14 protein-coding genes and 2 pseudogenes are annotated in these 17,746 nt (G+C 51.3%); 10 read left to right on the top strand and 6 right to left on the bottom strand.

Going from position 1 to position 17,746, the window contains the following annotated elements; translation table 11 throughout:
- Nucleotides 1–34: 34 nt before the first annotated feature.
- Nucleotides 35–2,254, top strand: a complete 2,220-nt coding sequence (locus VPK24_RS14785) for a lytic transglycosylase domain-containing protein (RefSeq protein ID WP_393014488.1) — start codon at nucleotides 35–37, stop codon at nucleotides 2,252–2,254.
- 353 nt (nucleotides 2,255–2,607) lie between these two features.
- On the top strand, nucleotides 2,608–4,188 hold the full coding sequence (locus VPK24_RS14780) for an adenosine deaminase family protein (protein WP_393014486.1): 1,581 nt from the start codon (nucleotides 2,608–2,610) through the stop codon (nucleotides 4,186–4,188).
- Between the two features lie 36 nt (nucleotides 4,189–4,224).
- Here the strand turns inward: VPK24_RS14780 and VPK24_RS14775 are convergent, their stop codons facing one another.
- Together VPK24_RS14775 and VPK24_RS14770 are read right to left on the bottom strand one after the other, a co-directional pair.
- Complete coding sequence (locus VPK24_RS14775; RefSeq protein WP_393014484.1) at nucleotides 4,225–4,770, bottom strand: Uma2 family endonuclease; 546 nt, start codon at nucleotides 4,768–4,770, stop codon at nucleotides 4,225–4,227.
- Nucleotides 4,771–4,825: 55 nt separating this feature from the next.
- Nucleotides 4,826–5,659 carry an alpha/beta hydrolase gene (locus tag VPK24_RS14770; RefSeq protein WP_393014482.1) on the bottom strand — a complete coding sequence of 278 codons (834 nt, stop codon included), beginning with the start codon at nucleotides 5,657–5,659 and terminating at the stop codon, nucleotides 4,826–4,828.
- Nucleotides 5,660–5,860: 201 nt separating this feature from the next.
- Here VPK24_RS14770 and VPK24_RS14765 point away from each other — a divergent pair, with 201 nt between their 5' ends.
- The 7 genes and pseudogenes from VPK24_RS14765 (at nucleotide 5,861) to VPK24_RS14735 (ending at nucleotide 13,478) form a co-directional block, all read left to right on the top strand.
- Nucleotides 5,861–8,068, top strand: a complete 2,208-nt coding sequence (locus VPK24_RS14765) for a phosphoketolase family protein (RefSeq protein WP_393014480.1) — start codon at nucleotides 5,861–5,863, stop codon at nucleotides 8,066–8,068.
- Nucleotides 8,069–8,410: 342 nt separating this feature from the next.
- A complete protein-coding gene (locus VPK24_RS14760) occupies nucleotides 8,411–9,595 on the top strand; it encodes an SMEK domain-containing protein (RefSeq protein WP_393014478.1) in 1,185 nt (394 codons plus the stop codon).
- Between the two features lie 399 nt (nucleotides 9,596–9,994).
- On the top strand, nucleotides 9,995–10,942 hold the full coding sequence (locus VPK24_RS14755) for a DNA adenine methylase (RefSeq protein ID WP_393014476.1): 948 nt from the start codon (nucleotides 9,995–9,997) through the stop codon (nucleotides 10,940–10,942).
- Nucleotides 10,914–11,060 (top strand): annotated as a pseudogene (locus VPK24_RS14750) (HNH endonuclease); the annotation flags it as partial. The gene VPK24_RS14755 and the pseudogene VPK24_RS14750, both read left to right, overlap by 29 nt.
- A 113-nt stretch (nucleotides 11,061–11,173) precedes the next feature.
- The gene (locus tag VPK24_RS14745; protein WP_393014475.1) at nucleotides 11,174–11,830 is read left to right on the top strand and encodes a glutathione S-transferase family protein; all 657 of its coding nucleotides are present in this window, start codon (nucleotides 11,174–11,176) and stop codon (nucleotides 11,828–11,830) included.
- A 470-nt stretch (nucleotides 11,831–12,300) separates the two neighbouring features.
- Complete coding sequence (locus VPK24_RS14740) at nucleotides 12,301–12,612, top strand: hypothetical protein (RefSeq protein ID WP_393014474.1); 312 nt, start codon at nucleotides 12,301–12,303, stop codon at nucleotides 12,610–12,612.
- A gap of 416 nt (nucleotides 12,613–13,028) precedes the next feature.
- Entirely contained in the window at nucleotides 13,029–13,478 is a 450-nt protein-coding gene (locus tag VPK24_RS14735; RefSeq protein WP_393014473.1) for a hypothetical protein, read from the top strand.
- 145 nt (nucleotides 13,479–13,623) lie between these two features.
- Here the strand turns inward: VPK24_RS14735 and VPK24_RS14730 are convergent, their stop codons facing one another.
- The 3 genes from VPK24_RS14730 to VPK24_RS14720 form a co-directional block, all read right to left on the bottom strand.
- Nucleotides 13,624–14,253: a class I SAM-dependent methyltransferase gene (locus tag VPK24_RS14730; RefSeq protein WP_393014471.1), complete on the bottom strand. Its 630-nt coding sequence runs from the start codon at nucleotides 14,251–14,253 to the stop codon at nucleotides 13,624–13,626.
- Nucleotides 14,250–15,023, bottom strand: coding sequence for a DUF4386 domain-containing protein (locus tag VPK24_RS14725; RefSeq protein WP_393014469.1), 774 nt, complete (start codon nucleotides 15,021–15,023; stop codon nucleotides 14,250–14,252). Before VPK24_RS14725 ends, VPK24_RS14730 begins: the two co-directional genes overlap by 4 nt.
- Nucleotides 15,024–15,137: 114 nt before the next feature.
- Nucleotides 15,138–15,704 (bottom strand): cupin domain-containing protein, encoded by a 567-nt coding sequence (locus tag VPK24_RS14720; RefSeq protein WP_393014468.1) that lies wholly within the window; start codon nucleotides 15,702–15,704, stop codon nucleotides 15,138–15,140.
- Between the two features lie 125 nt (nucleotides 15,705–15,829).
- Here VPK24_RS14720 and VPK24_RS14715 point away from each other — a divergent pair, with 125 nt between their 5' ends.
- Nucleotides 15,830–16,900 (top strand): AraC family transcriptional regulator, encoded by a 1,071-nt coding sequence (locus VPK24_RS14715; RefSeq protein WP_393014466.1) that lies wholly within the window; start codon nucleotides 15,830–15,832, stop codon nucleotides 16,898–16,900.
- Nucleotides 16,901–17,255: 355 nt separating this feature from the next.
- Here the strand turns inward: VPK24_RS14715 and VPK24_RS14710 are convergent.
- Nucleotides 17,256–17,746 (bottom strand): annotated as a pseudogene (locus VPK24_RS14710) (transposase); the annotation flags it as partial.

Here is a 17,746-nt window from a genome sequence, read left to right as displayed (position 1 = left end):
ACAATGGCTAGGTGTCTTGCGATCGAGGCTGGCCGTGAAGTTTGCAACTTGGACAGTGGGTTTACGTCACCTGTGGCGCGATCGCCCCTGGGTGGTGGGTTTGGGGGCTGCGGGAGCCGTGGCCTTGGGGGTTGGTGCGGCCCTGTCGCCCATGGGAGATTGGTTGGCTAATCGTCAGGCTAACCAGCCTCCCACAACGGGATTAGCCGAAGTGGCCGCGGCCCGAATTCACCAAGAAACGCCCAGTCCCGAGGCCAAGGATCCCAAAGCGGCCAAAGTGCCTCCCCTGACAGAGTTGGCGGAATCGGCCAACTCCTTGACTCGATCGGGGGCACGCTATGTGTTGGCCACGGAAGCCCTGAGCGTCAAAGACCATGCAACGGCCCTGAAGTGGCTGGAAAATGCTGATGATCCGGTGCTGTTGGCTCCGGTGTTGGCCCTGCGGGCCAAGGCGCAACTCCAAGGGGGCGATCGGGCTGGGGCCAGCCAAACCTGGCAAACCCTGCTGAAGCAATTTCCCCAGGATCCGGCCACGGCGGAAGCGCTCTATGGGTTGGGTCAACAGGATCCAAAGTGGCTCGATCGCCTGGTGGCAGCCGATTCTCCCTGGAAATCGCATCCCCGGGCGATCGCGGTAGCCAAGCAACGGTTAGCCCAAACACCCGATCGCCCCGACTGGTTCCTATATCTATTGCGCCATGCCCCCGATGCGCGGGACGTGGGCAACTATCTGGGGCCCTTAGAAAGTCAGTTCGCCACCGCCATCACCCCCGCCGATTGGGCCACGATCGGGCGGATTTATTGGGATCGTCGTCAATACGCCAAGGCCGGTGATGCCTACGCCAAAGCCACCCCTAACCCCCTCCATGCCTATCGGGCCGGGCGGGGGGCGCAACTGGGCGGCAAACGGCCCGAGGCGATCGCCCGCTATCGTCGTCTGATTCAGCAATTTCCCCAAGCTCCAGAAGCGGCCTTTGGCATGACCCGTTTGGCCCGGTTAGTGCCGCCGGCCGAAGGTTTGGCCCTGCTCGATCGCGCCCTGGCCAACCCCAACCATGCCCCTCGGGCCCTGCTGGAGCGAGTGCGGATCCTGAAAAATCAGCAACAGCCCACCACGGCCGATCGCGATCGACTCTTCAAAACCTTCAGCAACAGCGACGCGGCCGGCGATTTGCGCTGGCAACTGGCCGAAGAAGCCGCCACCACCAGCCCCCAAGCGGCCCGCCAATGGGCGATCGCCCTGGTGCAACAGAACCCTGAGCATGAAGATGCCCCCCGGGCCAGCTTTTGGGCCGGGCAATGGGCCGCCCAGTTGGGAGACCAAGCGGCCGCCCAAGCGGCCTACCGCCACACCCTGCAACAGTATCCCGAGTCCTACTACGCCTGGCGATCGGCGGTGAAGTTGGGGTTACCGGTCGGAGATTTCACCACCATTCGATCGGGGCAACCCACCCTGCAACCGCCGCCGCCCCGCTCTCCCTTACCCGCCGGATCGCCCACCCTGCAAGCGCTCTATCAACTGGAGCAAGACCGCGCCGCCTTTGACTATTGGCAAACGGAATTCCAAAACCGCAACCAGCCCACCTTTGCAGAGCAATATACGGACGGCACGTTGCGACTGGGCAATGGCGATTATTTAGCCGGTCTTTTTGCCCTGGCCAATTTGCGGTGGCGAGAGGAACCGGGCGATCGGGAACAGTTTGCAGCCGCCCGTCGAGACCTGAACTATTGGCGGCGGCTCTATCCCCGTCCCTATTGGGATGCGATCGCCGCCGGGGCCCGGGCCCAAAACCTGAATCCGGCCCTCGTGTTGGGGTTAATTCGCCAAGAGTCTCACTTTGAGCGCGACATTCGCTCGATCGCCAATGCCGTGGGCTTAATGCAGGTGTTGCCTTCCACGGGCGAATGGGTAGCCAACAAAATCGGCTTCAAGGATTACACCCTGGAAAATCCCCCGGACAACATCAAACTCGGCACTTGGTTTTTGGACTATACCCACCGGGAATATGACAACAACAGTCTGCTAGCCGTGGCCGCCTACAACGCCGGGCCGGGCAATGTGAACCGCTGGGTGAAGCAATTTGGCACGGCGGATCTCGATCGATTTGTGGAGCAGATTCCCTTTTCGGAAACGCGCGGCTATGTGGAAAACGTGTTGGGCAATTATTGGAATTATCTCCGGCTCTACAACCCGGAAACCCAAGCAATTTTGCAACCGTTTCAAGCTGATTCCAAACCCAAAAACAGCCCCTAGAGGATGCTTAAAAAGCCAAATCAAGCCAAACACTGAATCAAGCCAAACACTGATCTAATGCTCAGTCCATTAATCAACAAAAAAAGGGCTTCAAGCCATTAATCAAATCACCCAAAACCTTGACATTGCCGCCATGAAATCATGTGAAACAAGGAGCTTAAGCCCCTTGTTAACAAGGTAACCGATGTAAACAATGGATAATTTCCAGAAAGATATTGCAAACCTTAGCCAATTTTTAGACAGATATTGAGAACAAAAATGTAAATTTATTTAGAATTTGAATATGCTTGAATGATTGAGCAAAAATTGGCGGTACAGTTCACCAAAATTCTCCCACCGCTCCCCGGTTTTCCATGCCCAAACTTTCCTCCTTCGCTGTTTTATGGGGACTGTTGCTTGGTTCTGGCCTGGTTGTTTCCAGCGTTGCCGCCCAAGAAGCTCCCGTAAACCTGCGATCGCGCCGTGATGCCGAAGCCCAAGTGAGCCAATGGCTGGAGCAACACCGCGCCAGTCCCCCTGCGATCCGGGCCTTTGTGCAGCGAATGCCGAAAGGAGGCGACATTCATACACACCTGAGCGGGGCCGTTTATGCGGAGCGTTATTTGGAGTGGGCCGCCGCCGATGGCTACTGCATTGATCCCCAGGCCCTGACCCTGATTCCACCGAGTGCCTGTGGCCAAAACAGCCGCTATTTTCCCGCCTCGCAGTTGCCCAATCGTCCTGACACCTACGATGCCCTGATTAATTTGTGGTCAACGCGCAATCTGCCTTTTGCCAATCGATCGGGACATGATCAATTTTTCCAGGCGTTTGGCGGCTTTTCGGAGATTTCTTCTGCTCCGTCGCGCCAGGACGACATGGTGGCGGAGGTCGCCAATCGCGCTGCTGATCAGCATATTTTCTATTTAGAACTGTTGATGACCGTTCAAGGCGCTGAAGTGCGTCAACTGGGGCGGGCGGTGGGCTGGAGTGGCGACTTTGCCCAAATGCGGCGCGCGCTGCTCGATCGCGGCTTAATGGATCTGGTTGCCCGAGGGAGCCAGGAGGTGGCGAATCTTGAACGCCAGGTCGCCAGCACTTTACGCTGCGATACGCCCATGGCTCAACCGGGCTGTGAAGTGACGGTGCGCTATTTGCAACAAACCACACGCACCAAAGCGCCCGAAGAAGTTTTTGCCCAATTTGTTTATGCCTTTGAGTTGGCCAAAGCGAATTCCCGCGTTGTGGGGATCAACTTAGTTGCGCCCGAAGATAACCCGGTGGCCCTGCGCGACTACCAGCAACAAATGCAGATGTTGCAATTTCTAAAAACGCAGTTTCCGGAAGTCAAAATTTCTCTTCATGCGGGGGAATTAACCCTGGGCTTAGTGCCACCAAATGATCTGCGTTTTCATATTCATCAAGCGGTGGAAGTGGCTCAGGCCAGTCGCATTGGCCATGGGGTGAGCATTCTCTATGAAAACAACCCCTTTCAACTGATGGCAGAAATGCGCAAACGGGGGGTGTTAGTCGAAATTTGCCTCACCAGCAATGAGGTGATTTTGAATGTGGCTGGCAACCAACATCCCTTCCGCGAATATCTCGCGGCCGGTGTGCCGATGACGTTGGCTTCCGATGATGAGGGCATTGCTCGCATTGATTTGAGCAACGAGTATGGATTGGCGATCCTGCGCTATCAGTTGAGCTATGCCGATCTCAAACGGTTGGCGCGCAATAGTTTGGAATATAGTTTCCTCTCGGGAGCCAGTCTTTGGAATTCGTCAAATTTTGACGCAGTGACTGCCGCCTGTGCCCAAGATTCGCCCAACGCTGCTTCCATTTCGGCGGGTTGTCGGGGCTTTTTGGCCCAGAGCGATCGCGCCCGGGTGCAGTGGAAACTTGAATCGGAGTTTGCCCAATTTGAAGCCTTGCCCTCGTTTCGCACCGGCCCATAGCGCAGGAAATTCTCGATTTTCCTACGCCCGGTTTTCCTACGGTTGAAAGAGCTGGGCTAAGTCGATCGCGCAGTCCGGGAAGGCCAGCGGTGCGATCGGGCGATCGCTCACCGTTTCCTCTTGGCTGTAGCGGCCCGCCTCCGGTTGCCGAAACACCACCACCCGCCGATTTACCAAATCCACCACCCAATATTCCGGAATTCCCACCCGCGCGTAGAGATCCCGCTTGTGGGTCAGGTCTGTGGTCAGGGTCGATCGGGAAATTTCCACCACCCAAAACAGATCCGCCGCGCCGGGATGTCGTTGGACAAATTGGGATCGATCGCCCCGCACCACTGCAATATCCGGCTCCGGTTCCGAATGGTCTAGGGTAATCGGTCGCGCTTCCCGCACATAGGCTCGCCCCCGCAGGCGATCGCGCAGCCACTCCGCCAGGGTTTCGCCGCGATAGGTATGCTCCGGCCCTTCCGGTGACATCTCAATAATTTGCCCGTTCAACAGTTCCACGCGGCGATCGACCAGCAGGCCCGCCGCGATCATTTGGTGATATTCCGCCACAGTCCATTGCGCCAGGGTCAACATAGGCGACCAGTTTCGATCGGGGAATTTCCCCCAGTCTATCAACAGGCTTGATGGCCTAGGGCGCGGTGTTTTGAGTCTGGACTAGGGCGGCAAATTCAGCGAGAGACTGCCGCAATCGATCGCCCGCCACTTCACTCAAATCATTGTGGCCGGCACCAGCGATCCAGAGCGATCGCTTCATTCCGGGGGCGGCGGCGTAGAGTTGCTGCCCATGAGACCAATCAATCGTTCGATCCTGTTGACCATGAATGACTAAAACGGGCGATCGCACCTGGGGCAACTTACTGTGATTGGTGAACTTATCAAAGGGGAAAATCGCAATCGGCAACACCACCCGAAAAGCAGAGGTGAAAGTGCTTTCCAAAATTAAGCCTCCCACCGGATGCCGTCGCGCCAACTCTGTGGCCGATCCACCCCCGAGCGATTGCCCATAAACCAGAAGATTGCGCGGCGCAATTTTCAAAGTTTGGGTGAGATATTGATAGGCCGCTTCCGCATCTTCATAGGCCTTGGCCTCGCTGGGGCTGCCGTCACTGGTTCCATAACCACGATAATCGTAGGCAAACACCGGATAGCCCCAGTTATGCAACTGAAACAGCCAGGGCCGAATTTGCCCCAAGTCACTGGCATTACCATGAATATAAAGAATGGTCGATCGGGCGTTTTTCTGTGGCAAATAAAGGGCTGAAATTTTTTCCCGAGGGTTGACCGGAATTTTCAAAATTTCAGGACTGTCAACATAGCTCGGCGGCGGTGGCAAAAAGATCATGCTATCCGCCCGAAAGAAGACATAAAGCGTAATCGCCACATACACAAAAACAACCGATCGAATCAATCGCTGCCAACTCAGTTCACCAATTAACAGCGATCGCAACTGGGAAGACCACATTACCAGTGACCCATGTTGATTTTTATTCAGCTAGTTTGACCGATGGTCGCCGCCCGCTGCCCGCCAACTGGCCACCCGCACCACAGACAGCCAAGGGGCCGGTTTTGATCGGCTTGCGACTTTAGCAACATCAAGGTTGTAAAATATCGCCTCAAGACTGGCCTTACAGTCGAGAGAGTCGAACCACTAGGTGAATTGCCCATGACCGCCACAACCCCCGCACCCACGACCACGCCTGCGTTTTGCGACGGCATTCAATACTTCGGTGCGCCTTGGCCCGAATTTGACACCCTGGGTGCTGCGCCAGCCGTGGATGCGACCACAGGGGCGATCGCCAGTCCGAGCGATCGAGCGGCGGCCTTCCAAACTCTCCTGGCGGCCGATGCCCTGCGCTACCTGACCGTGCAAATGACCGCCAGCAAGGAATCGGGCCACCCCGGCGGCTATGCCAGTGCCGCCGATGTGATGGCGGCGCTGATCATGCTGGGCTACAAGAACTTCACCACCGAAGTGGGCCACCACGCGCCCGGTTTCTATTCCCAGGTGTTCTTGGATCGATCGCTCGAAGCCATGGGCATCACGACGGTGCAGCAACTGCGCGATCGGTTCCGGGAAACCCACGGGCTGCTGGGTCACCTGTCGGGACAAATTCCCGGCCTGCTCGCACCCGCCGGCCCCCTCGGCCAGGGCCAGCACTTCGCCATGGCCGGCGCAAAGCTGTTCCCCGGAACCCTCTTCCCCGTGACGATCGGGGATGGCGGCCTGGGCGAACCCTACATCATGAGCAGCTTTGGCCACTTCAACACCGCCTATCCGCAGGCCACCAACTTCCTGCCGATTCTGATTTGGAACGGCTACAGCCAAGAGCACCACAGCATGGTCTCCACCAAATCCAACGCCGCCATGGAAGCCTACTGGCGCGGCAATGGCTTTGAAGAAGTGGTGCTGCTGGATGCCAAGGCCTTTGACGATGCCAACCAACCGGGCAATTACGTCGATAGCACCCAGTTCTCCTTTGCCCAGCGGTTGGTGTTTGCCCAGGCGGTGCTGGAAGCCACCGACAAAGCCGCGAAACTGGCCTTGGGCGGCAAGCTGACGGTGTTGATCATCAAGCAACTGAAGGGGGCGGGTGTTCACAAGCGCGGGGCCCAATCTCACAACCTCTATCCCGGCGACAACCTGGAACGGGACTACATTGTGGCGGCCCTGAAGGAACGGGCCCTGTCGCCGGAAGCCTGGCAACTGGTGCGGACGAATTTTGAGCGATCGGGCGGTGGCCCCGGCTCCCAAGTGGCCGTCACCGAAAGCGTTCGCCCCCTGGCGGAGTTGGGCGCGCTGAACCTGGTGGAATTCCCGGCCGGCGAAAAGAAAGTTTCGACCACGGCCATGGGCGATCTGGTGGTGCAAGTGGGCAAGGCCGACCCGGATTTCATTGTCACCAATGCCGACGGTAACGCCGCTTCGGGCATCAACAACATCAACGTGGGCCTGAAAATCGTTCACCCGACCACTGACCCCACCTATTTCCAACAGCCCGATGGTCAGGTCTACGAACCCCTGAACGAAGATGCCTGCGCTGGGTTGGCGGTGGGTCAAGCGCTGTTTGGGGCGCGATCGCTCTGGTGTTCCTACGAGTCCTTTGCGATCAACGGGCTGCCGATTTGGCAAACCGTCACTCAAGCCATGGCCGAACTGCGCCGCCCCACCCCCGCCACGGTCTGCCTGTTCACGGCGGGTGCGCTGGAGCAAGGGCGCAACGGCTGGACGCACCAACGCCCGGAAATCGAAAACTACTTCGCGGCGATGATGCGCAACGGCAACATCTTCCCGCTGTTCCCCTGCGATGCCAACAGCACCCAGGCTTGTTATGAGTGGGCGCTGGCTCAGGTGAACAAGGGGATCACGATTACGGTCAGCAAGTCGCCGCTGCCGATCGTCTCGACCTTTGAGCAAACGCGCCAAGCTTTGCAGGATGGTGGTTTTGTGCTGCAAGAAACGCCCGGTGAGAAAACCGTGGTCTTGGCGGTGATTGGCGACATGACGCTGACCCCGGCGATCACGGCGGCGGAACAGTTGGCGGCCCAGGGCATCGGCTCGCGGATCGTGGCGGTGGTCAGTCCCCGTCGCCTCTACCGATCGACCGATGTGGCGGTGGAGATGTGCTCGGAGCCGGATGCTCACTTTGTGGATGATGCGACGTTCGATCGGCTGTTTGGCGGTGATGCGTTGTTGGGTGTGACCGGCGGCACAAGCGCCATGCTGGAGCCGATCGTCCTGCGTAGCACGGCCCCGCGCGATGTGTTTGCCTGGAAGCGCGGCGAAACGACGGCGACCGCTGGCCAACTGATGGGCCTCAACGGTCTGACGGCTGAGAACCTGGTGAAACGAGCGATCGCGCTGTTGGGCTAGGGCTGTGACGATCCCAGGGCGATCGTCGTGGTAGAAGTGCTATAAGTGGGGGTATTATCTCGCAACTGCGGGATAATGCCCTCTGTACCGGAGTCAGACTGAAACTGCTTGATAACACTCTGCTGAAGGAGTTATCCTGCACATGCGGTCTAATAAATAGTTATGCTGCTTGGCTGCTGGCTAGGACGGAACCACCAACTTTCTATTCGGGGACGAGATTGATAATTGTTAAGCTATTTACTGCAAATCCTTTCAATAATTCAGTGTTGCGAATCTATTGAGGGAAGCAGCACTGACTATTTGAAGACAAAAGTAAGCTAAAACAGGACTGATTTCGCTAACATGGTACTGACTAGAGAAATCTATTTTAAAGAGATCAGTAACAACCTAGCATTGTTGCAACAGTCTATCGAGTTTCGCACAGCCTCCAATTTGCATGACTTAGGAATATTTGCAGAAGATTTTGTAAAAGAATTGCTCAATATCGTCTTTGATTTTCAGCTTAAAAATCTAAACTCAGTCAATTTAAATCAAGCAGGTATTGATTTGGGTGACATTGTAAATAAAGTTGCAGTTCAAGTTACATCTACAACTAATCGGGAGAAAGTTAAGACAACAATTGATAAATTTCTTACCTATAAGCTTTATGAAAAATACTCACAGTTATATGTTTTCATCCTAAAAGGAAGGCAGCAACGCTATAGGAAATTTGATACACAAAACCACTTCGATTTTAATGAGAACAACAATATCATTGATTTCAAATTCTTACTCACGAAAATTCAATGCTTAGAAATCAAGAAGTTGGAGCAAATACATAATTTCATTGAGACGGAAATATCTAAAACAGCAAGAGAAATTCGTGCGTTTAAGAAGTTAGACAGCATAAATTGCGATCCTGATAGACTGCATACCTGGCAGTATCAACCTCTGCTTACTCATTATGTAAATGTTCACAGACTTCTCAGTATTGCTGCGGCTAGTGGACTTCAATTTGTGGATATTCCGGCAGGGAATCTTGATGAACTGGGTAGTATACGGGCTTTACCTTATGACGATTACCACGAGCTTATGGCATTTACAGTACAGGTGCTAAAATACTGGCAACCTAAAGTCTTAAATCTACAAAACGTAAATAATTTAACTAAAGATTTTATTGGATGTGCTTTTGAATTTTTTCAAACTGACTTTAGAGCAAAAAATATCAAATTCTGGGATAAATACTGTGAAAGACCAACAATGCACGGGATTTACAAAAAAGATCCTCATTTGTATCTCCAAGTAGAGGATGTAAAGCTTTATTTACCTCTCAATCTTGCTTGGATGACGACAGACACCTCTTATCATAATTTTGGGTTAGAAACAGGGATAGCAGATTCTCTATCTGGTCTCTGCATCTTAAAGAGTATCTCTAAAGAAAGGGAAGCAGTTTTTACTCCTATAGTCATTGGAGTTTACGATGTGTTTCAGCAGATTGAGGATGCCACCAAGCAAGGCAAGACATTTGAAATCAGGCAATCATGGTAGCTTGCTGGACTTCTCCTTTCCTGGCGCAACCTAACACGTCATAGTAGCGGACGGACGAACGAAAGCCGCTGGTGCTCAGTTTAAGGTTGTCTGCCGCGCCGCTGCATTTTGCCGTTCTCTTTCTGTGGATGATGCAACGCTCGATCGCCCCTCTGGCAGTGATACGTTGTCGGGTGTGACCGGTGGCACGAGTGCGATGCTGGAGCCGATCGTTTGATGAGCCTCAACGGTCTGACGGCGGAGAACCTGGTGAAAGGTGATCATTGCAGCCGAATGAATCGTTAGCCGTCTTAGACTTCAGCCTCGCCCCCCTGTCGCCCTCAAAAAAATGCTTGAATTAAGCGATAAGCTCAAACCATCCTGATAAGCCGCTATAAGATCATTTGTCCTTGCATGACGATGGCAAACCTACCCCACTTCATTCAATATCAAGGCAGCAAAAGGAAGCTAGCAAAGCACATCCTCCAGTTCTTTCCCAAAAAATTCAATAGGCTAGTAGAGCCTTTTGCTGGAACTGCTGCAATTAGTGTTGCTACGTCCGCAAGTCAGATCACCCAGAGTTTTTGGTTAAATGATCTGAACCATCCGCTCATCAAGCTCCTAGAACTAGCTGTAGAAAAACCAGACGAAATAGCCGATTTTTACTTAGAGCTATGGAATCAACAACATCCCAATTCTGTAGACCATTACTTTGAAGTCAGATCAAAATTCAATGAGACCAACGATCCAAAACTACTTCTTTATCTACTAGCAAGATGCGTTAAAGGGTCAGTTCGCTACAATTCCGAAGGATTGTTTAACCAAAGTCCGGACAAAAGACGGAAAGGAACACGACCCGAAACAATGAGAAAAAATATAGTCGGTGTTTCTAGTTTGCTCAGAAGCAAATGTAAGTTTACCAATTTGGATTACCGAGAAGTATTAGAGCAAATCCAGGAAGATGATTTTATCTACATGGATCCTCCATATCAAGGCGTATGCGGCAATAGAGATTCAAGATATTTGTCTGGAATAAATTTCGATGATTTTGTGTTAGCGCTTGAACAGTTAAATCGCAAAGGATCTGCATTTATCATCAGTTATGACGGTAAATTGGGTGACAAGGCGTTTGGCAAAGTTCTTCCTAAGCGCTTAAACCTTGAAAAAATCGAAATCGAAGTTGGCAGATCTTCACAGTCTACCTTACTAGGCAAAGCGGAAAATACAATTGAGTCGCTGTACTTGTCACCAAGCTTATCCAAAAACTTAATGAATACTAAAATTTATGATTTTAGCTATATTGACCAACAACCAAAGCAGCTAACCCTTTTGGAAACACATGGAGAATTCGCAGCAGCTACCCGATGACTTCCTGGAACTTTGCCGTTCTGTAACAGCCAAGAGACCGAAAGCAGTCATTGACCACATCTTGCAACACGGATTTATTACAACTGAGGAATTAAAAGAAATTTACGGTTATAGCCATGGATTTTCAAGATTGAGTTGTTTGAAAGCGATCGGTGTGGTTGTTGCTCAAAATTCAGTTGGTGTTAGACTTCAAGGAATCGGTGGAAATGTAGTTTATAAGTGAGTATTTCAATGCTGAAGTTTTACTACAACCCGGTCTCTGGCAATGCGCGTCGAGTGTGGATCGCATTGCTGGAAAAACAAATACCGTTTGAACCAATTCTGGTTAATCTGGACGGCGATCAGTTTGAAAATGCCTTTACAGTAGTTAATCCACTTCAGCGAATTCCTGTCATCGTGAATGATGGAGTTCGGGTCATTGAGTCGTTGGCAATTTTAGATTACCTAGAAGCAAAATACCCAACACCCTCATTGATGCCGAGCAATCCTGAAAGCGTTGCTACGGTTCGGATGGTAGAGATGCTCGCTATCAATGAGCTTCAGCCTGCTGCGATGCTGTTAACCCGACCCTTAGTAGGGCTGGATGTTGACAATCAGAAGTTTGACGCTGCGAAAGAACGAGTTATTTCCGTTATGCAGTTTTACGAGAATCTTTTAGGCGATGATTCGTACTTTGTCGAAGAAGACATCACATTGGCAGATATTGTTGCTGGAACTTTAGTGCCTTCGCTGTCCATGTTTGGTTTTTCTCTGGATGCCTATCCTCGCCTAAAAGCTTGGTCAGAAAGGCTTGCAATGCGTGAAAGTTGGCAACAAACAACACCGCCACCTGAAGTTATAGAAGCTGCTTTACCTAATATCAGAAAAATTTTGGAGCGGCGATCGTAGTGAGCGTAGGCTAACAACGCCCATGCACATCGACCGCCGAGAGATGATCGGTTGTAAGGCAAAGATTATTTGCGGCGGGTGATGGGCAACGTTATCCTAATGTGAGATGATACACAATGCTCGATCGCCTCTTCGCGCAATCGCCATGCAGGCCCCGCAGCACAGCCTCGCGCGATGTGTTTGCCTGGAAGCGCGGCGAAACGACGGCTACCGCTGATCAACTGATGGGTCTCAACGGTCTGACGGCGGAGAACCTGGTGAAACGGGCGATCGCGCTGTTGGGCTAGGGCTGTGATGATCCCAGGGCGATCGTTGCGGTAGAAGTTCTATAAGTGGGGATATTATCTCGTAACTGCGGGATAATCCCCTTCATACTGAAATTACACTGCAACTGCTTGACAACGCTCTGCTGAAAGAGTCATCCCGCAACTGCGGTCTAATAAATAATTAGGTGTCATTCGCACTTTTCTATGAATTCCAAGCACCAACAGTTAGTTGAGGTTCTCCGAGAGGCGCGCCAGTTCCTTTCGCGGCCCGACAACAACTTTGATTGGTCTTCATGGAAGGATGCACCGGCAGCACTTCGAGAGATTGACAGCATTGTTTCTCGCATTGAGTCTGGCGACATACCCAAGCGTTCCGACATTGAACTTTTGTTTCTTCCCGCCGGCCCAATCCAGGAGGTCAGTGTGAGCAGTGGTTGGGGGCAGGAGTTCTGCGAGTTTGCCAGCCGTTTCGCCACCGCGATTGCGAAAGCCTACGGTGAAGACGTTTTCGCGTAGTTAGGGCGATTCTTGCCGGAGAGTTGGAGGCCGAAGTGAGAGAGTTACAGACCATGACACCTAGTTTGCAATCGTTACGCCCCGTGCGCCGGGTCGCTGAGTCTGGGTCGTTATCTCGCTGTGGATGATGCACAGCGTTCGATCGCCCCTCAGTGATGCGTTGTCGGGCGTGACCGGTGGCACAAGTGCGATGCTGGAGCCGATCGTCTGATGAGCCTCAATGGTTTGATGGCTGCGAACCTGGAGAAACGGGCGATCGCGCTGTTGGGCTAGGGCTGTGGCATTTTCAGGGCGATCGGCAAGGTTTCGGTAAGGTTATAGACGTGTCTGGCAGACCCCTTGTCAGTCGTCAAGGTGAATAGCTCGAAGATGGAAGGTTGTTAGCATATTTTTAGCACTGGGAATGAGGCAGAAAATTGGATTACACCGTTAGTGACCGACAGCAGTATGAACCAATTTTGAGAAATTTCGTTGGAGAAACTTGCTACTACTCGATCGCGTGTAATTCAATCAAAATCCAATTTGAAAAAAGAGACAAGTTAAAAAAGCAAGGTTACATTTGGATTGACCCACCTTGGTCATTTATGCAGAATGGAGAACTGATCACAGATGCCTACTTGTGCCCACACCATGAAGATATTGATTACAGGCTAAGATTCCCAGAGTGGTGCAATCTATTTCATCCGTTAAATCAAAGCGTATTTACAGGGTACGAATTTTTGGAAGATAACAGTCTTTACTTGTTTTTTCATGATTCTTACCAGATTCATATTCCAAAGTATGAAGACTGTTCAAATGATGAGAATTCAGAACTGTGGTACTTACAGTGGTACGCAAGCCCATTTCAAGAAAAGCAAGCTACTTGATAAGCACCAGCAGTAAAACGAACTTGTTAGAACAAGCTGAAAAAGTTGATCGATGTTACAGCAACGTTGAGCAGCAGCCGCTCAGCAGACCCGTTATACGGTCTTAAGCTATCTGTGAAGAGCAGCTCTCAGTTTGTTGCTTATATCAAGAATCTCGTAGCCCAGAGGTGCAGAAAAATTTTTGGTGGCTGTTATTACCAGAAACAGTGTTAATTCGGGTAAATCCCGCTCTACGCATCATCATTTCCACTTCAGTGACTTCATAGACAGCAAATCCATGTTGCGCTAGTTTTTGTTGCTCTAGATAAGTTTTGGATGCGTAGCCAATCACCAGTGCGCTGCCAGGAGCTAGCACTCGGTGGCACTCAATTAATACTTGGGGTGCGTCTGGCCAAAAGTAGAGCGTATTGACAGTACAAATTTGGGTAAATGACTGATCCAAGAATGGTAACGCTGCTGCATCGGCTAAATGGATCTCGATCGCTCCCTGTTGAATTAGCCGTTGAAATCGATCTTGACAAACCTTGAAGGCATCGGGCGATCGCTCTACCCCGACAATCTGGGCGGGTAGTCCTGTTTTCACCAATTTGCCCATCAAATCACCACCGCCAAACCCGATTTCCAGAATGCGGCTACCAAATTGGACTTGAAGTTCTGACAACACGAGATCGTTCATGGGCGCATTCTTGCGATTCAGCAAGCGCAGCAGCAGTTGTCCAAACCAACCGGATGGTAGACCCAATTGTTTTGCCAAGAAAGCCCGAAAGGTTTTCATGGATTATTCCCCGTTGATAGATTGAACATTGCTTCAGGCTGAGCGATCAGTCGTCTTGGCGGAACGCGCAACAGACAGATACCCACGATTAGCAACCAGACTTCCCAGAGGATAAACCCAATTGGAGTGGCTTCCAGGACGGGCATATGCGGAATCACGGTTGCCAAAAGTTCACTTTGCCCCAAGAGCAGTAGGGGAGTTGTCAACAAGCCCCACCAGGCAACCCAGGATTTGAACAAGGTTGACGATCGCATAGACCAGCCAACGCCCAGCGTCCAGCCGATTAGCAAGGTCTGCCCCAAATATTCACCGATGACAACGCCACCGTACTGATGCACGGCTTGATAGACTACGCTCACCGCCTCACGGGTTGTTTGACTAGCACCAGAATTGGTATAGAGACTGGCTAAAACCGGTACAACAAAGACCCAGCGCATGAGTCCGATCGCCTGCAAGATACCAGAAAGTGCTCCCATCAGCGTTGTAATAGAGAGATAGGGCTGATCGTTGCGTTGGGTTGGTAAATTCAGAACCTGGTGCAGTAGCAGGCTGGCGGGAATAAATAGTAACGCCGCCAAACCAAAGCCAAACCAAATTAGAATCAACTCAGTTCCACCAGCTTTGAACTTTGTTAATACGACATCGACTGGTTCGCGCAAAATATCGTCATACTCAAACATTTTTATCAGCAGCATGTACGGAATATTCGACAGAATGATCAGCAGGATCAGTAAAATACCCGTAGTCCGAATCAGTTTTAAGCGGTGCATGAAAATTCATCTCCATTGGATGTGTGAATGCATGTCAGTGAAAGAAACTCAATGAACGATTGAAGCTCTAACAATTTGCTGGAAGTGGTCAGAACCCTAAAACCCTGGATGACTTTAACGCCAATATTTTGTGATCGCATGATCGGCGTTGAAGACTCGAGCGACCCACACCAAAGTGTTTAACAGCAGACCAAAGAGAAAGGATGGAATACCGACAGGAATGGTATCTGACAGCTTCAGTAAAATAGCCATCTCTAAGACATTAGTCGGCATCCCGTCACTGTTCACCTTGCTGTCGATCGCCAAGCCATAAAGTCCGCGCAGAAACTGCTCAAATCCTGCGGCGGGGCGATTTTCTGTGGTGAACGTGACCCATTCGCCAGAAGAATTGCAAAAGCTATGGTGCATTCCTGCGGGTACTTGTAAACTTTCCCCGGCTTGCAACGTGCGACGGTTGTTTTTTCGCCCCACTTCCATATCCAAACAGCCGCTTAAAACCGTGAATGTTTCATCCATTTTGGTGTGGTAGTGCAAAGGACTCCCTTTTGCACCAGGGGGCAAATCAAAGCGAATTTTGGCGTACTGCCCTTGATGTTGGGAGGACGGCTGCATGAAGGTCATGCGATCGCCCGTCACTGGGTTCACAATGGTTTCCATTTCGGTTGTTTCTGAGCTTGCCATGCCCTGCGTTCTTCGTAAGGTTGATTGCTTGGTTGAACAATTCAACGGTAAGGCTTTCTGTTAGGGTAAGAATTGACGCACTGCGCCAGAAAGTTGACCCATGATGCCAATCTGAAGAGTCCCGTATGCAAGAGGCAACTTTTTCAACCGCGATCGTCCGGGACATTGTGCAATATGCCGTAGCCCAGGGAGTTGCCGCCCCAAAGCTGTACCGGGCTGCTCAAATTTCCCCATCCTGGTTGGATGACCCCGATCGCCAGGTTGGCAGCGAAGTTCTTCAAAAGTTGTGGCGGGAAGCTGTTATACAAACGGGCGATCGCGATCTGGGCTTACACATTGGGGAAGCCTTCGATCTTGCGGCGATCGGTATTGTTGGTTATGTGTTGCTGAATTGCAAAACCTATGGACAAGTGTTAGAAAAGCTTTCTCAATACACACGCCTGTTTAGCCGAGGTGTTGCCATTCACCATCATGTTTCGGCAGGCTGGGTACATTGTGATTGCGATATTGTTGGCAATATCAAAAATTATTTGCTGGATGAACCGCGCCATCCGATCGAAAGCACCTTTTCCGCCCTCATCACTGCAACTCAACAGTTAACCGGTAATCGCCTCAAAGCCGATGCTGTCTGGTTTCAACATCCCCGCTCCGAAAACACCTCGGAGCATGAACGAATTTTTCAAACCACCGTTTGGTTTTCCCAGGTGGCAAACCGCATCATCTTTCCAGAACCTTATTTGAATTGGCGGGTGCGATCATCAAATCCAAGCTTGCTCTCCGTGTTTGAACTTCACGCCAACACAATGCTCCATGCGCAAACGGAGACCCAGAGCTATCGTCAACAAGTAATCACCGCGATCACCCATCGCTTACAGGGAGAAGTGCCATCGATTGAGGCGATCGCGCATCACTTAATGCTCAGTGTGCGCCAGCTTCAACGAGAGTTACAAACTGAGAACACCTCCTACCAACAGCTTCTCGATGAAACTCGCAGAGAGCTTGCCCTGAGTCAATTCAATCTCCCCGGTACCTCCATCCATGATCTGGCATTTCTCTTAGGTTTCTCAGAGCCGAGCGCTTTCCATCGTGCCTTCAAGCGCTGGACAGGACAAACCCCTCGGAATTACCGCTTGAATCAGAGCAATCCAGTTAAGCCGTTGCGGCCGCATAACAACCCAACTAGAACGGACTGTTGATAAATTCAGTTGTGTTGTCCAGGGTATCGGTAGCCGCTCAGCCGAAACGTTATCTTGCTGTGAACAATGCACAACGCTTGGGGGATGAACAGTCTGGCGACTGAGAACCCAGTGAAGTGAAACGGGCGATCGCACTTTTTTTTAAAAAGAAACATTGGTCGAAACAGGACGATGTTACGAGCATTTTGCGTTGCGAACAACTGCATTAGGCATCGAAAACGCATTCTTGAACCAGCCGGTTGAAGTTTCATCATTGCGTTCACAATTTGCTAATTAGCTTGATATTGGTGATCTCAGATCTGATCTTGTTGTCCGTTTTGGATATGGGCCTGAGAGCTGATTTATAAATCAATTATTAAGCATCTAGAGCAGCCAATCTTCTCACCATCAAATGCATTAAGCAGCCATAGATCATCCCTTCACTCGTCTCCGAATACAACTCATAGTCCTTGCTCAATCGCCGAAATCGGTTCAGCCAGCCAAACGTCCGCTCGACAATCCATCGCTTGGGCAACGTCTCAAACCCTTTACCGATTCGGCTGATCACCTCCACGCGCACACTCTCACCACACACATGCTTCACAGCATCCGCAAACTTTTTCCCGGAATACCCCTGATCAACCCAAATGACCTCTAGCCGAGATAGCTTCTCTTTCACTTCCCCTAACACCACAATTGCTCCCAATCGCTCAGAAGCATTCGCTTCAGTCACCAACACCCCCATTAGGAACCCTTGCGAGTCAACGATAATGTGGCGTTTACGTCCCTTAACCTTTTTGCCACCATCGAAGCCGTAGACCACCCCCTTTTTTCCGTGGTTTTCACCGACTGAGAATCACCGATACT

Source organism: Limnothrix redekei LRLZ20PSL1, assembly GCF_043235035.1.
GTDB lineage: Bacteria > Cyanobacteriota > Cyanobacteriia > CACIAM-69d > CACIAM-69d > CACIAM-69d.
Note: the sequence above shows the minus strand (reverse complement) of the source record. Positions and strands in the feature narration are given on the sequence as shown.